Origin of the sequence: Aeromonas sp. FDAARGOS 1405, from assembly GCF_019048265.1 — a bacterium.
Classification (GTDB): domain Bacteria; phylum Pseudomonadota; class Gammaproteobacteria; order Enterobacterales; family Aeromonadaceae; genus Aeromonas; species Aeromonas veronii_A.
Window position 1 is genome coordinate 1,957,939 of the sequence record NZ_CP077311.1, and the last position, 15,412, is coordinate 1,973,350.

Genomic DNA, 15,412 nt, shown 5'->3' on the forward strand with positions numbered 1-15,412 from the left:
CAGAAATGCCGTTATTGGATAGTTTTACTGTTGACCACACTCGTATGGAAGCGCCAGCGGTGCGTGTGGCCAAAACCATGCAGACCCCGAATAAAGACACCATTACCGTGTTCGACCTGCGTTTCTGCGTACCGAACAAGGAGATCCTCTCCGAGCGCGGTATCCATACCCTCGAGCACCTGTTCGCCGGTTTCATGCGTGATCATCTAAACGGCAACGGTGTAGAGATCATCGACATCTCCCCCATGGGTTGTCGTACCGGCTTCTACATGAGCCTGATCGGCGCGCCGGACGAGGCCCGTGTCGGAGCCGCCTGGCAAGCAGCCATGAGCGATGTGCTGACCGTGCAGGAGCAGGGCAAGATCCCTGAGCTGAACGAGTATCAGTGCGGTACCTATAGCATGCATTCGCTGGAAGAGGCCCATGCCATCGCTCGCCATGTGCTGGAGCGCGGCATCGGCGTTAACCACAACGACGAGCTGGCCCTGCCGGAAGAGAAGCTGAAGAGTCTGTGAGGCTGATGAGCTGTCGCTCATCGGGTAACCTCTCTTCGGGGAATGTTAAAAGAGCCGGTCAGCCATACTGACCGGCTCTTTTTTATTCCGCCCGATCGCGGTTATGGGGATGACTTGCTCCCCTTGCCGACTCTGATTAGGATGATTTTTGACCTGAACCTGTTGGCGGAGGTGTGACGATGAAAGGGGTATTGCTGCGTTGGCTGGCCCGTTACGATGCATGGTGCGAGGAGTGGGGGCTCACTCAGGAGAACCGGCGCTGTTGCACGCCGGTTCGTTATGATGATGCAACCAAAGAGCGAGCTTGCGCTGAAGAGGCTGAGCTCAATCAAAATTGCGGGTCACGGCACCGGTAACGCTGTTGTACTCGAAGCCGAGGCCGTTTCGATAATCCGGGTTGGTCTGGAAGCGGTTGATTGAGTCGCGCAGGATATAGCGGCAGTTGAAGTGTTTCTCGTTGCCTTCATCCTCATCTTGATGGCCTGAACCGACTTGTGTGGATAGATAATCAAACCCTTCTGGGATATTCACAGCGTTGGGAGCTATGGGGGTGACCGTTTGGTCTCCATCAAGCAGGTCATTGAATAGCAATTCACAGTCATCATCATTGTTGACCGATATATGGTTACCTGAGCCCGGCTGATATGGTTTATCGCTTCCCGCACTCCCTTGATCTTCCTTCGAGCCCGTTGGCCAACCATATCGATTGATATCCAATTTGCCTTTACCAAAGCTGCTCAGATTGTAGAGCGCGATTGCTTGTCCCTGCATTTTCACCGCCCATCCAGCATGAGCCAGCTGAACTGCACTGGCAAAGCTGCCTGCGGTCGCCGAGACCGTGCTTTTCAGGGCATCATCCTTGATATTGATAAAGCGGGGCAGGGCGGTGACGGCCAGGATCCCCAGCACTATGATCACCAGCACCAGTTCAATCAGGGTAAAGCCGTTGTTTCTGTTGTTCATCATGTTCAATGACCCATTAAATACCGCAAACAGGTGTGAGTGATATGCAGCTGATAGATACCCATTGCCATCTCGACTTTCCGGTGTTCGACCAGGACAGGGAGGCGCTGCTGGCCCGTTGTCGGGCATTAGGGGTGACGGAGTATATCATTCCTGCCATCGCAGAGGATAACTGGACTCGTGTGATGGCACTGGCAGAGCAACATGACGGCCTCTTTTATGGTCTGGGCATTCATCCCTGGTATGCCGGTGAACAGCGTGAGGGGGTGATGGAACGGCTGCGAACGCTGGTGATGAGCCAGCCTGCCGGGCTGGTGGCCATTGGCGAGTGCGGGCTGGACCTCCGTTCTCACGTGCCGCAGGAGGGGCAGCGTGCGCTGTTTGAGGCTCAGATCCGGCTGGCTGCCGATGTCGGGCTTCCCCTGATGATCCACTCGGTGCGTGCCAATGACACTGTGGCCAAGCTGTTGCGCCGTTTCAAGCCGCCTCGTGGCGGGGTAATCCATGCTTTCAGCGGTTCGTTGCAGCAGGCGGAGGCCTTCTGGCAACTAGGCTTTCGACTCGGGGTGGGCGGGGTAATCAGTTTTGAGCGGGCGAACAAGACGCGAGAGGTATTTCGGGCTATGCCGCTCGAGGCTTTGGTGCTGGAAACCGATTCGCCCGATATGCCGTTACAAGGTGATCAAGGCACCCGGAATACCCCGGAAGCGCTGCCGAAAATAGCAGAAATATTGATGACATTGCGGGAGGAATCATCGGTAGATGTTGCCAAGGTGTTATTTGAAACTGCCCGGCATCTTTTCCATCACGACCTATTGTCATGAAACAAATTCGCAACACTTGATTTAGTTGTCAGGAAAAAAAATGAGCGTAAAAATCGTTTGCTGTCTAATTTTGTGACACTTGGGCATTTTGATAACGATAAAATGTGACCAGCATTCTATTTTATCGGACTTTAATTAGTATAATGCGCTCCCCTTGATTAGTTGGGTTTAATAACAACTCACTAACAAGCCAGGTGCTACTAGAGGAAGATAATAATGAATTTGTTCATGGGTCTGGTAGGGATGGCGACGCTCGTCCTTATCGCGGTGCTGTTCTCCAGCAATCGCAAGGCAATCAACGTACGTACCGTTGTCGGTGCGTTCGCAATTCAAGCCGGTCTGGGGGCGTTTGTACTCTATGTTCCGGTTGGTCGCGATATCCTGGTCGGCGTGTCCGATGCGGTATCCAGCGTGATCAGCTACGGCCAGAACGGGATCGACTTCCTGTTTGGCGGTCTGGTCAGCAACAAGATGTTTGAAGTATTCGGTGGCGGCGGCTTTATCTTTGCCTTCCGTGTTCTGCCGGTCATCATCTTCTTCTCTTCCCTGATTGCCGTGCTCTACTACCTGGGCATCATGCAGATGGTCATCAAGTTGCTGGGCGGCGGCCTGCAGAAAGTGCTGGGCACTTCCCGCACCGAATCCCTCTCTGCAACTGCCAACATCTTCGTCGGTCAGACTGAAGCGCCGCTGGTGGTTCGTCCTTACATCTCCAAGATGACTGACTCCGAGCTGTTCGCCGTCATGTGTGGTGGTCTGGCTTCCGTTGCCGGTTCCGTACTGGCCGGTTATGCCTCCATGGGCGTGAAGATGGAGTACCTGATTGCTGCCTCCTTCATGGCTGCACCGGGTGGTCTGCTGTTCGCCAAGCTGCTGGTTCCCGAGACCGAGACCCCGAACTACGACGAAAGCTCTGCCGATGCCGAGCTGGATGACAAGCCTGCCAACGTCATTGACGCTGCTGCTGCTGGCGCCTCTGCCGGTATGCAACTGGCCCTGAACGTCGGCGCCATGCTGCTGGCATTTATCGGTCTGATCGCCATGATCAACGGCATCTTCTCCGGTGTGGGTGGCTGGTTCGGTTATCCGCAACTCTCTCTGGAACTGCTGCTGGGCTGGATCTTCTCCCCGCTGGCCTTCCTGATCGGTGTGCCCTGGAATGAAGCAGTGGTTGCCGGTTCCTTCATCGGTCAGAAGCTGGTAGTGAACGAGTTCGTGGCTTACCTGAACTTCGCTCCGTACCTGAAAGACGAAGTACTGATCAACGGTGTGGCCATGTCCGATCACACCAAGGCGATCATCTCCTTCGCACTGTGTGGTTTTGCCAACCTCTCCTCTGTTGCCATCCTGCTGGGTGGTCTGGGGTCCATGGCGCCGAACCGCCGCGGCACCATTGCACGCTTTGGTCTGAAAGCCGTACTGGCTGGCTCTCTGTCCAACCTGATGTCTGCCACTATCGCTGGCTTCTTCCTGGCACTGTCCGGCATGTAATCGTCGCCTGACTGACAGGGTATAAACACGAACGCCACGGCACCTGCCGTGGCGTTCGCGTATGGAGCGGTGACAACCGTTTTCCTATCTAAACTAATAATAAAATGAGTCAAATCGGAGGTTATATGAATGAAGTGCTACTGGCGATGGTGGCCGGCTTTATAGTTGGTTTGTTGTTTTCTTTCCTCAAATTGCCGATCCCGGCACCTCCCGTTTTGTCCGGGGTAATGGGGATCGTCGGGGTCTATCTGGGGGGATTGGCCTACTCTTGGATCCTGACTCGTTTCTTTTCGTAAGGCTTTTTTAGACCTGGATTTGCCAGATGTGAGGTACCTCTGAAATTGGCAAATCCGGCTTGCAAACAGGGGGTATCTCGGCTGAAATAGGCGTTGCCAGCAGGGTGCTGGCAATGACTAATACTCGATCAAATCGGGTGTTGGCGGTCAAATGGAATTGATTGGGAAGTCGGGTCAGATGTTGTCTGCCTTTCTCAAGTCTTCATGGAACCAAGTCCGCACTTTTGTAAGAAAGTGACAGGGCTCTTGCCTTATTTACAGTCGCAGTGCCTGCAGGGTGTTTTGAATAGCATCCCGATAGTGCCGGTGCCTTCGCACTGTAATTCCATTCCCGTATAGCTGGGGGATTACTGCCTGTGCATCCATCGCTGGATGGTATGGCGGTGCCCGGTTATCTGGATTAAATCGAGACTTTGGAGAACAGAATGACTGATCTGAAAGTGGCCGCTCAGCGCGCCCTGAACCTGATGGACCTGACCACCCTGAACGATGACGACACCGATCAGAAGGTGATCGACCTGTGCCATAAGGCCAAGTCACCGGCTGGCCTGACTGCCGCCGTCTGCATCTATCCCCGTTTTATCCCTATCGCTCGCAAGACCCTGCGTGAGATCGGCGCTGCCGACGTACGCATTGCGACCGTGACCAACTTCCCGCACGGCAACGACGACATCGAGATCGCCGTGGCCGAGACCCGTGCCGCTGTCGCCTACGGTGCTGATGAAGTGGACGTGGTGTTCCCGTACCGTGCCTTCATGGCCGGCAATGAACAGATCGGTTTTGATCTGGTCAAAGCCTGTAAAGAGGCCTGCGGTGCCAAGGTGCTGCTGAAAGTGATCATCGAAACCGGCGAGCTGAAAGAAGAGGCGCTGATCCGTCGCGCTTCCGAGATCTGTATCGATGCCGGTGCCGACTTCATCAAGACCTCTACCGGTAAGGTGCCGGTCAATGCGACTCCGGAAGCGGCGCGCATCATGATGGAAGTGATCAAGGCCAAGAATCCGAAAGTTGGCTTCAAGCCTGCTGGTGGAGTGAAAGACGCAGCCGTTGCCGGTCAGTATCTGGCCATGGCCGAAGAGATCCTCGGCAAGGACTGGGTATCCGCCCGTACCTTCCGCTTTGGTGCATCCAGCCTGCTGGCCAGTCTGCTGGCCACTCTGGGGCATGGCGACAAGCCGGCCAACACCAGCGGTTACTAATAGGTTGATGAGGGGGCGGACCTGGTCCGCCCTGTTAGCCCCCACCATGCGGTGTGCGGGCAAGGATTCAGGCTTGTGTAACGCCAGCAATGGCGGAGGGAATGAAAGATGTTTTTGCCTCAAGAAATTATTCGCAAGAAGCGCAACGGTGAAGCGCTCAGTACCCAAGAAATTCAATTCTTCGTTCAGGGCATTACCAACAACACCATCGGTGAGGGGCAGATTGCCGCGCTGGCGATGGCGGTCTACTTCAAAGACATGACCATGGATGAGCGGGTTGCTCTGACCTGCGCCATGCGCGACTCCGGCATGGTGCTGACCTGGGATCACCTCAATCTGGGTGGCCCGATTGTCGACAAACACTCCACCGGCGGTGTGGGTGATGTGGTCTCTCTGATGCTTGGCCCGATGGTGGCCGCCTGCGGCGGTTTTGTGCCGATGATCTCCGGCCGTGGCTTGGGCCACACCGGCGGCACCCTCGACAAGCTGGATGCCATTCCCGGCTACCAGACCTCGGTCGACAACGACCGTTTCCTGAAAGTGGTGAAAGAGGCGGGCGTGGCCATCATCGGCCAGACCGGCGATCTTGCCCCTGCTGACAAGCGTATCTATGCAGTACGTGACATTACTGCCACCGTCGAATCCATCGCGATGATCACCGGCTCCATCCTCTCCAAGAAGCTCGCCTCCGGGCTCGAAGCGCTGGTGATGGATGTGAAAGTGGGCTCCGGCGCCTTTATGCCAACCTTCGAAGCCTCCGAAGAGCTGGCCAAGAGCATTGTGGCCGTGGCCAACGGTGCCGGTTGCCGCACCTCTGCGCTCTTGACCGACATGAACCAGGTGCTGGCCTCCAGCGCCGGTAACGCGGTGGAAGTACGTGAAGCGGTGCGCTACCTGACCGGTGAATACCGCAACCCGCGCATCCACGAAGTGACCATGGCGCTGTGCGCCGAGATGCTGATCTCCGCCGGTCTGGCCAGCGACGAGCGCGATGCCCGCACCAAGCTGCAGGCGGTGCTGGATAACGGCAAGGCGGCCGAGATCTTCGGTCGCATGGTGACAGGTCTCGGTGGCCCGGCCGATTTCATGGAGCGTTACGACGCTTACCTGCCCAAGGCAGCCATCGTACGCCCGGTCTTCGCGGCCAACAGCGGCTTCGTGACCGCCATGGATACCCGCGAGCTGGGTCTGGCGGTGGTCGCCATGGGCGGTGGTCGCCGCGCTGCCGGTGACAAACTTGATTATGCGGTCGGTCTGACCGACTTTATCCGCCTGGGTCAAAGCGTTGATGCTGACAAGCCGATCGCGATGATCCACGCTCAGACTGAAGAGCAATATGCTCAGGCTGCCAGCATGGTGCAGGCGGCTGTCCGGATTGGTGGCGAACGGCCGGAGGCACTGCCTGAAGTGTACCGCCGTATCACCCTGGCCGATTTGTAACAAGGGGAAGACCCATGAAACGTACCTTTATTCTGATGATGGACTCTTTCGGTATTGGCGCTGCTGCTGACGCCGACAAGTTCGGAGATGTGGGCGCCAACACCCTTGGCCATATCGCCAAGGCGTGTGCGGCAGGTGAAATTGAAGGCCGTGGCGCCCTCAATCTGCCCAACCTCAACAAGCTGGGTCTGGGCCACGCCTGCGAGCAGGCTTCCGGCTACTTCCCGGAAGGGCTGAAAAAAGATATCGAGGTAGTCGGTGCCTACGGCTTTGCGCAGGAGCTCTCCTCCGGCAAGGATACCCCGTCCGGTCACTGGGAGATCGCTGGTGTGCCCGTGCTGTTCGAGTGGGGCTACTTCAAGGATCACCACAACAGCTTCCCGCAGGAGCTGCTGGACGCCATCGTCGAGAAGGCTGGTCTGCCGGGTTATCTCGGCAACTGCCACGCCTCCGGTACCCAGGTGCTGGACGATCTGGGCGAAGAGCACATGAAGACCGGCAAGCCGATCCTCTACACCTCTGCCGACTCCGTGTTCCAGATTGCCTGCCACGAAGAGACCTACGGCCTCGAGAAGCTCTATGAGCTGTGCCACATCGTGCGCGAGCTGCTGGAGCCCTACAACATCGGCCGCGTGATTGCGCGTCCGTTCGTGGGCAGTGGCAAGGGCAACTTCAAGCGTACCGGCAACCGTCACGACTACTCAGTGCTGCCGCCGGCGCCGACCGTGCTGGATTACATGAAAGATGCGGGCGGTCAGGTTGTCTCCATCGGCAAGATTGCCGACATCTATGCCCAGCAGGGCATCACCAAGCAGGTGAAAGGGACCGGTCTGACCGAGCTGTGGGATCGCACGCTGGAAGAGGTGAAAGCGGCCGGTGACAACACCATCGTCTTCACCAACTTTGTGGACTTCGACTCCTCCTACGGCCACCGCCGTGATGTTGCCGGTTATGCCGGTGCGCTGGAGTATTTCGATTCCCGCCTGCCGGAGCTGTTTGAGCTGCTGCAAGATGGCGACGTGGTGGTGCTGACTGCCGATCACGGCTGTGACCCGACCTGGGGTGGGACCGACCACACCCGCGAATACATTCCGGTGCTGTTCTTCGGCAAGCCGGTCAAGGCCGGCTCCGTCGGTCGTCGCGAGACCTTTGCCGATATCGGCCAGAGCATCGCGGCTTACCACGGCCTGCCGAAACTGGCGTACGGTACCAGCTTCCTGTAATTTACCCGCCCGCCACTTCGGCGGCGGGCAATTTATAAAACAATAAAACTCAACCTAGTGTGAAGGAATCAAGAGAATGGCAACTCCTCATATCAATGCGAAAGATGGCGCCTTTGCTGATACCGTGCTGATGCCGGGCGACCCCCTGCGCGCCAAGTACATCGCTGAAACTTTCCTGGAGAACGTCGAGCAGATCTGCGACGTGCGCAACATGTTCGGTTTCACCGGTACCTACAAGGGCCGTCGTATCTCTGTCATGGGTCACGGCATGGGTATCCCGTCCTGCTCCATCTACGCAAAAGAGCTGATCACCGATTACGGTGTGAAGACCCTGATCCGCGTGGGCTCCTGTGGCGCCGTGCGTGAAGACGTGAAACTGCGTGACGTGGTGATCGGTATGGGTGCCTGCACCGATTCCAAAGTAAACCGTCTGCGCTTCAAAGATCACGACTTCGCTGCCATCGCCGACTTCGACCTGGTTGCCAATGCCGTGCAGGCCGCCAAGAACAAGGGCGTTGCCGTGCGTGTGGGTAACATCTTCTCCGCCGACCTGTTCTACACTCCGGATCCCTCCATGTTCGACGTCATGGAAAAATACGGCATCCTGGGTGTCGAGATGGAAGCCGCCGGTATCTACGGCGTGGCCGCAGAGTACGGTGCCAAGGCGCTGACCATCTGCACCGTCTCCGACCATATCCGTACCGGTGAGCAGACCACCTCTGAAGAGCGTCAGCTGACCTTCAACGACATGATCGAAATCGCACTGGATTCCGTCCTGCTGGGCGACAACTAATCCCGCAGCCTCTGGAACCATGCAAAAACGGCGACCTCTGGTCGCCGTTTCTTTATCCGTTTACTGCGCCGCATCATTGTTGGTTGGCGGCGGGGAGGGTGGAGGACTTCGTTTTTTGTGCTTGCGCACTCGCATATAGTTGCGACGAATGCCATAGGAGATAAGCAGACCTGCCAGCAGCGCAATCAGCAATATCAGCCGCTGTTTCTCCTGAATCGTTTTGAGTCTGGTGTCCTTGTCCGCCAGCATCTGCTGCTCTTCCAGGGTGATGCGCAGGTAGCCCAGTGTCTGATCGCCATCCAGGACCTCCTGTACGAACTGGATCCGCCCCTTGCCTTGTTCCGGCATCGATTTGTTATTGTCACCGATGGGTAGCAGGCTCTCCAGCGGTACGGCCTGTTCCGACTGGGCGAGGGGAATGCCGCGTCCATCATAGAGTGTGACATCGAGGATCTCCGGCTCGGTCGCCAGATCCCGGGCCAGCCGTTCCAGCTCACTGCTGTTCTCCTCCTTGAGCCAGCGCTTCATGTCGCGGGCAGCATAGGCGACCAGTGCCTGGGCGCGGTTGCGTGCTTCGGTGTGCAGCGCAGCCTGGCTCTCTCCCTGCATATGATGGAGAACAACCAGTACCCAGCAGCCGAGCAGCAGGCCGGCTACCAGACTGAGTACACGTTTGATGGGAAGATGACGCTGCAAGCGCGAGACCTCATGCTGACAATGAGTGCCGGATCTTGGCGCTTGCCTGCGCAAAAAGCAATACGCTACTCTGGGTCAGCATTGTTAACCCCCTGATCACCAAGGAAGGCGTATCTCTTATGTTGTTGTCCCGGCTCCCCCCTCTGTTATCCGATTGGCCTGCGTTGTTGTCCGGCTCACCCTGTTGGCAGCTCAACGCCGATGCGTTGCAACCGACAGAGACCCCGCAGGCGGGCGGCTGGTTGGTACTGTTTGGCAAGGGGCTGGGCGCCTCCCATCTGACGCATCTGTCACCACTGTTGGCTGCGCAGGGGCTGGTGGCCACCCTCTATCCTCCCACCGAGGTGACGGAGGTGCCGCTGCTGCTGCTTGGCTGCGATCGCTTCTCTTCCGAGTTGGTGGCCGAGCTCAAGAGCGGTGAGTGGGAGATCGATCTCTGCCACCTGCCGGCACTACCCACCCTGAGCGAACCCGGCCTGTTGGTGATGGACATGGATTCCACCGCGATCCGTATCGAGTGCATCGACGAGATCGCGCGGCTGGCGGGGGTCGGCGATCAGGTGGCGGCGGTAACAGCTGCTGCCATGCAGGGCAAACTGGAGTTCTCCGACAGTCTGCGCAACCGGGTGGCCCTGCTGGCTGGAGCGCCGGTCACCATTCTCGACGAGGTGGCCGCCAACATGCCGTGGATGCCCGGCTTGCAACTGATGGTCGATACCCTCAAAGAGGCTGGCTGGAAGGTGGCCATCGCCTCCGGCGGTTTTACCCGTTTTGCCGGCGAGTTGCAGCAGGCGCTGGGGCTCGATGCTATCTTCGCCAACGAGCTGGCGGTGGAAGGGGGTCAGCTGACTGGCAAGGTGAGCGGGCGCATCGTTGATGCCAGCGTCAAGGCCGAGGTGTTACAGCAGCTTGCTCAGGAGTACGGCATTGCTGCCGCCCAGACCGTGGCCATCGGCGATGGTGCTAACGATCTCAAGATGATGGGCGTGGCAGGTCTTGGGATTGCTATTCATGCCAAGCCGCTGGTGCGGGCGCAGGCTGCGGCCACCCTCAATCATCACGATCTGGAGGGGGTGATCTGCCTGCTGGCGGCGCGCGCCTGCAGCGAACAACGCTGGGACAAGCGCTGACTGTGTTTCAAGGAGGAAACCAATAAAAATGGAATTGTTGCAGCAGTCTCTGTTTATCCCCTGTGGCGCCCATCAACTGCATGTTCGCCACATCAAACCCCGGGTCGCCGTGCATGGCGAGCCGATCCTGATGGTGCACGGCGCCATCGAGAACGGCCGCATCTTTTACACCGAATCGGGCAAGGGGCTGGCCTGTTTTTTGGCCCGCCACGGCTATCAGGTCTATGTGGCTGATTTGCGGGGACGGGGGCTCAGCACTCCGGCCATCGCCGAGCTGGCGGAGCACGGCCAGCACGAGCTAATCACCGAGGACTTGCCCGCCCTGCATCGCTGGATTGCCGAGTGCCATCATGGCTTCAAGGTGCACTGGGTGGCCCACTCCTGGGGCGGTGTCATCATGGCCTCGACCCTGGTGCGCTTCCCCGAGCTGGCGGATCAGGTGGCCAGTCTGCTGTTTTTTGGCACCAAGCGCGGTGTGTCGGTGCACAATCCCGAGCGCTGGCTGAAGGTGGATCTGATCTGGAATCGGCTGGCCCCCTGGCTGGCTCGCCGCCGTGGTTTTCTGGCGGCTCGTACTCTGAAGATCGGTGCTGACGACGAGCCGCTGCGCTATCTGCAGGAGACCATCCCCTGGGTCAAGTGTGGCCCCTGGCGGGATCCTCACGACGGTTTTGCCTATGACGAGGGGGCGGCACGGGTCAACTGGCCGCCACTCTGGATGATCTCTGCCAGAGCCGACAAGGTATTGGGCCATCCGACCGATGTGCGCCGTTTCAGCGACGAGATAGGCTCGGCTGCTCGTCACACCCGCCTGGGGCGTGATAATGGCAACCGGCTTGACTATGACCACATCAATATGCTGACCGCCCCGCAGGCGCAGGAGGATCACTTTCCCCGGATCCTGGAATGGCTGCTCAATCCGCAGGCAGCATGACAAAAAACAGGGCACATAGTGCGCCCGTGTCGATGGGATCAGCGGGGCGGCTGCGTGATGCCGAACCGGAACAGAGTTGCCTGGGTGGTGTCGGTCAGCTCGCCAACCCCCACGACACTCCACAACTCCTCTTCCAGCCGCTTTGCCTTGTGAATGGCGAACTTGGCGATGTAGTCCAGCTCATTGGCAATGAAGTTGGTGTCGGGGCGTCCGGTGCGGGAGATGCCGACCAGCACCGAGTAGAATTCTCCCTGCTGCAGTGCCAGCTCGATGAACTGGCGCTTCTCTTTTAGGTTGCTAAAGCTGCTGGCGAGGCGGCTGGTGAAGATGGGGAGGCCCGCCTTGGTCTGGATGCTGGCAATATAGACCTCATCTTCACGCGGTTTGTCCTCCCGCTCGATGGCTCGCAACGGATTCATCAGCAGCTCCTTGAACAACTCCCCCTGAAACAGCGGATAGAGGTTCTCCTGCTCAGGTTGCTCGGCACAGGCGGTTAACAGTTGTTGCAGGCTGCGCGGAGTGAGTGACTTGCCGATGGCGGCTGGCTTGGGGGCACCCTTCAGTTTGTTGATATAGACCGGTGAGTTGAACAGGTGGTGGGTGTAAATATTGCGCAGGGCTCGCGCCAGTCCGCGATAACGGCGCTGCTCCTGCGCCGCCTTGAGCTTGTTCTGGTTGCTCTCGATCAGCAGGCTGAAGAACTGACGACCGGTATGACGATCGGAATCCCCGTCGATACAGAGGTGCAGCACGGTGCGAGTCATGTTGAGACTAACCAGCCGGTAGGAGAGATGCTGCAGATCCATGCTCTTGGATAACTCCTGCAGACGGGGCAGGGCGATGGTCACCACATCGTTTTTCTCGCCGATAAAGGCATCTTCCAGCTCGACCTGCAGGCCATGGGTAGAAATATCTCGGGTCCAGCCAAGCCATGACTTGCCATTGTGATGGATGGCAACGGCTGTTTTGTGGATATAGCGCAGCTCCTTGCGCAACTGGACATAGTGCAGGGATTCAATCTCGAAGGGGGCAACGCCCAGCTCGTGACCAAAACGTTGCAATTCATTGGCATTATTGCCCAGCTCGCCCTCCGGGCGGAACTCCTCCCGTTGGGACTCCAGACTGATCTCCTGCAGCAGGCCGCAATACCCAATCAGTTTGAGACGTTCGAGTAACAGAATATCCTGCAGTTGCGAATTTTCGACCCCCTGCAACTGCCCTACATCTGCCTCCAGCGATTCACACGCCTCCAGTGAAAACTTGTAGACACGCCAGCTGGGACGTCGGGAGCCCACCTGGAAGAAGAGGGCGGTGAGACCACTCTGGCGCAGCTCTTCAGCAGTGGCAGAGAAGAAATAGATATGGCTGCGTACCGTGTGGGTGAAGCAGTAGATGAGGGTTTCGGTCGTGGTGCCGGGAGCAGGGCAGAGGCGTTTCATCCGTTTTGCTGAGAAGAGTCCCGCCAGGGCATCGCGGTTTTTCTCGTCGCGCCAATACTCCAGCAGGTGCTGGTTGTTCTCGGTGCGCAGTGCTATCTCGAGTGAGGGACAATCTCCTGTGCTGAAGAAGAGCGGCATGCCGGTCATCCGTGGCAGGTAGAACTGCTCATATCCCTTGATGATGGCGGCGGAGAGCAGATAGTCGACGCTGACCCGATAGCGGATCTTGTTGGCTTCGATAAAGTCGCTGAGGAAGGCATCGAAGGCGGGCTGCTCACCGGAGCGTACCAGCCTCAGCCAATACTTCCCTTCCTTGCTCTCTTCACCGAGGATCTGGTAACCGACCGGCTGATGCAGCACCGGATTGGGGTGATCCCGCTCTAGCCCGGTAAAGAAGACCTCGACCTGAGCGCCGGTCTGGTAATTGGGCAAATAGGGGACCGAGACTCTCATGCCGCCGAGGGAAAGATCGGAACTTTTGGCGAACAACTTCTCCCCGTCATGAAGTTTGATGAGCAAGGGCGAGCTAAAGTGCATCCGCTCTTGTCGTCGCCCGTAGTAACTGGCAAAGACGATGGTGTTGACGTCGTATTGCCGGAAGGGGCTGACAGGGGGTTGCAGCAGGCCATCCACCCGGGCGTGGTGATGGTTCTTTTGCCATTGTTGCAGCGCTTCGTAAACGCCAAGGGTATAGGCGTCACGGTAGAGATAGCACTGGGACTGAAACAGTCCGATGGCCTCGGCCGGCATAAAGTGGGTGATACCGTCGAACTCGTGCACCAGGCACTCGTCCTCCAGTTCATCGCGCATGTCGATAACCCTGCGGCAAGGGGAGCATTTGCGATTGAGCTCCATCTTGATCAGAAAACGGCCGTTACTGTTTTCGTCCTGGGTCAGACGGTTGAAGATCTCTTCGAAATCTTTCTCCCGCAGCAGGGGTACAAGTTGTTCAATCAGATGTTGTTGGTGTACTGAATCCATGTGTTCCTGCCACGGAAAGTCACTTTTCCGATTCTGGGTTTGATCTGTCGGTCGCAAACAAGTATATCAAGCAGGAATTCATCCTGTCCCCGAGTTATCAATGGCTAAAAATAAAACTGCTTATGTTTGTTCCGAATGTGGTGCCGACTTCACACGCTGGCAAGGTCAATGCAGCGAGTGCAAGGAGTGGAATACCATCACCGAGGTACGCCTTGGCTCCGTCACTCCCGCAGGCAAGAGTGCCCGTTACACCGGTTATGCCGGCGCGGTCGGCAGTCAGGTACAGACACTGGCAGAGATCGCCACCACCGAAATCCCCCGTTTTACTTCCGGTTTCAAGGAGTTGGATCGGGTGCTTGGTGGCGGTGTGGTGCCCGGCTCGGCGATTCTGATCGGTGGTAACCCGGGGGCGGGTAAATCGACCCTGCTGCTGCAGACCATGTGTGGTCTGGCAGAGCGGATGAAAACTCTCTATGTCACCGGTGAGGAGTCGCTCCAGCAGGTGGCAATGCGGGCCAACCGCCTTGGTTTGCCTACCGACAAGCTACGGATGCTCTCCGAGACCAGCGTTGAGCAGATCTGCCTGATTGCCCAGCAGGAGCAGCCGCAGATCATGGTGATCGACTCCATTCAGGTGATGCATGTGGCGGATGTCCAATCTTCTCCCGGTTCGGTCTCACAGGTGCGTGAGGCAGCAGCGTTACTGACCCGTTACGCCAAGCAGAACCATGTGGCCATCTTCATGGTGGGTCATGTGACCAAGGATGGCAGTCTGGCTGGCCCCAAGGTACTGGAACACTGCATCGACTGCTCTGTGCTGCTTGACGGTGGCCATGACTCCCGTTTTCGGACTCTGCGCTCTCACAAGAACCGCTTCGGTGCGGTCAACGAGCTGGGGGTCTTTGCCATGACTGAACAGGGGATGCGCGAGGTGAGCAACCCATCTGCCATCTTCCTCAGTCGCGGTCAGGAGCAGGCGCCCGGCTCCATCGTCATGGTGATCTGGGAGGGTACCCGACCTCTACTGGTTGAGTTGCAGGCGCTGGTTGACTACTCCCAGCTCTCCAACCCTCGCCGGGTGGCGGTGGGGATGGATCACAACCGACTCGCCATGTTGCTGGCTGTGCTGCACCGTCACGGTGGGCTGCAGATGGCGGATCAGGATGTCTTCATCAACGTGGTTGGCGGGGTCAAGGTCGAGGAAACCAGTGCGGATTTGGCGCTGTTGCTGGCGATGGTCTCCAGCTTCCGGGATCAGGCGTTGCCCAAGGATCTGGTGGTGTTCGGCGAAGTGGGGCTCTCAGGGGAGATCCGTCCTGTCCCCTCTGGTCAGGAGCGGCTGCAGGAGGCGGCCAAGCATGGTTTCCGCCGTGCCATCGTGCCGCACGCCAATGCCCCCAAGCATCCTATCGAAGGGATGGAAGTGGTGCCGGTCAAGAAGCTGTCTGAGGCACTCGAGGCACTGTAATTCTCTTGCATTCCAGTCAA

Annotated in this window: 15 protein-coding genes; 12 read left to right on the plus strand and 3 right to left on the minus strand. The window is 57.8% G+C overall.

From position 1 onward, the window contains the following. Positions 1-5 precede the first annotated feature (5 nt). Both luxS and I6L35_RS21290 read left to right on the plus strand, forming a co-directional pair. On the plus strand, positions 6-515 hold the full coding sequence (gene luxS, locus I6L35_RS09270) for an S-ribosylhomocysteine lyase (protein WP_033112946.1): 510 nt from the start codon (positions 6-8) through the stop codon (positions 513-515). 179 nt (positions 516-694) lie between these two features. After that, a complete protein-coding gene (locus tag I6L35_RS21290) occupies positions 695-871 on the plus strand; it encodes a DUF5363 family protein (protein WP_216980095.1) in 177 nt (58 codons plus the stop codon). Here I6L35_RS21290 and I6L35_RS09280 read toward each other — a convergent pair. Next, positions 840-1,481 carry a type II secretion system protein gene (locus I6L35_RS09280; protein WP_216980096.1) on the minus strand — a complete coding sequence of 214 codons (642 nt, stop codon included), beginning with the start codon at positions 1,479-1,481 and terminating at the stop codon, positions 840-842. The two genes, I6L35_RS21290 and I6L35_RS09280, sit on opposite strands and share 32 nt — an antisense overlap. Before the next feature lie 41 nt (positions 1,482-1,522). Here I6L35_RS09280 and I6L35_RS09285 point away from each other — a divergent pair, with 41 nt between their 5' ends. The 7 genes from I6L35_RS09285 to deoD all read left to right on the plus strand — a co-directional run bounded on the left by I6L35_RS09285 (position 1,523) and on the right by deoD (position 8,744). Next, complete coding sequence (locus I6L35_RS09285) at positions 1,523-2,302, plus strand: TatD family hydrolase (protein WP_216980097.1); 780 nt, start codon at positions 1,523-1,525, stop codon at positions 2,300-2,302. Between the two features lie 216 nt (positions 2,303-2,518). Beyond that, entirely contained in the window at positions 2,519-3,793 is a 1,275-nt protein-coding gene (locus I6L35_RS09290) for a NupC/NupG family nucleoside CNT transporter (RefSeq protein ID WP_005341329.1), read from the plus strand. 125 nt (positions 3,794-3,918) lie between these two features. After that, complete coding sequence (locus tag I6L35_RS09295) at positions 3,919-4,089, plus strand: XapX domain-containing protein (protein WP_005340467.1); 171 nt, start codon at positions 3,919-3,921, stop codon at positions 4,087-4,089. A 425-nt stretch (positions 4,090-4,514) separates the two neighbouring features. Continuing rightward, on the plus strand, positions 4,515-5,288 hold the full coding sequence (gene deoC / locus I6L35_RS09300) for a deoxyribose-phosphate aldolase (protein ID WP_216980098.1): 774 nt from the start codon (positions 4,515-4,517) through the stop codon (positions 5,286-5,288). A 108-nt stretch (positions 5,289-5,396) separates the two neighbouring features. Further along, positions 5,397-6,728 (plus strand): thymidine phosphorylase, encoded by a 1,332-nt coding sequence (gene deoA, locus I6L35_RS09305; protein ID WP_005358033.1) that lies wholly within the window; start codon positions 5,397-5,399, stop codon positions 6,726-6,728. Positions 6,729-6,742: 14 nt separating this feature from the next. Continuing rightward, positions 6,743-7,951, plus strand: a complete 1,209-nt coding sequence (locus I6L35_RS09310; protein WP_005341326.1) for a phosphopentomutase — start codon at positions 6,743-6,745, stop codon at positions 7,949-7,951. Between the two features lie 76 nt (positions 7,952-8,027). Then, positions 8,028-8,744, plus strand: a complete 717-nt coding sequence (deoD, locus tag I6L35_RS09315) for a purine-nucleoside phosphorylase (protein WP_040096807.1) — start codon at positions 8,028-8,030, stop codon at positions 8,742-8,744. Positions 8,745-8,804: 60 nt separating this feature from the next. On the opposite strand, the gene I6L35_RS09320 is transcribed toward deoD, so the two are convergent. After that, on the minus strand, positions 8,805-9,440 hold the full coding sequence (locus I6L35_RS09320; protein WP_216980099.1) for an AhpA/YtjB family protein: 636 nt from the start codon (positions 9,438-9,440) through the stop codon (positions 8,805-8,807). 119 nt (positions 9,441-9,559) lie between these two features. Between I6L35_RS09320 and serB the strand changes: the two genes are divergently transcribed. Together serB and I6L35_RS09330 are read left to right on the plus strand one after the other, a co-directional pair. Further along, complete coding sequence (serB, locus tag I6L35_RS09325; RefSeq protein WP_216952868.1) at positions 9,560-10,570, plus strand: phosphoserine phosphatase SerB; 1,011 nt, start codon at positions 9,560-9,562, stop codon at positions 10,568-10,570. 28 nt (positions 10,571-10,598) lie between these two features. Further along, a complete protein-coding gene (locus tag I6L35_RS09330) occupies positions 10,599-11,504 on the plus strand; it encodes an alpha/beta fold hydrolase (protein ID WP_216980100.1) in 906 nt (301 codons plus the stop codon). Positions 11,505-11,542: 38 nt separating this feature from the next. On the opposite strand, the gene I6L35_RS09335 is transcribed toward I6L35_RS09330, so the two are convergent. Next, positions 11,543-13,924: a PilZ domain-containing protein gene (locus I6L35_RS09335; RefSeq protein ID WP_216980101.1), complete on the minus strand. Its 2,382-nt coding sequence runs from the start codon at positions 13,922-13,924 to the stop codon at positions 11,543-11,545. Positions 13,925-14,024: 100 nt separating this feature from the next. Between I6L35_RS09335 and radA the strand changes: the two genes are divergently transcribed. After that, on the plus strand, positions 14,025-15,392 hold the full coding sequence (gene radA / locus I6L35_RS09340; protein ID WP_005341318.1) for a DNA repair protein RadA: 1,368 nt from the start codon (positions 14,025-14,027) through the stop codon (positions 15,390-15,392). Positions 15,393-15,412 lie beyond the last annotated feature (20 nt).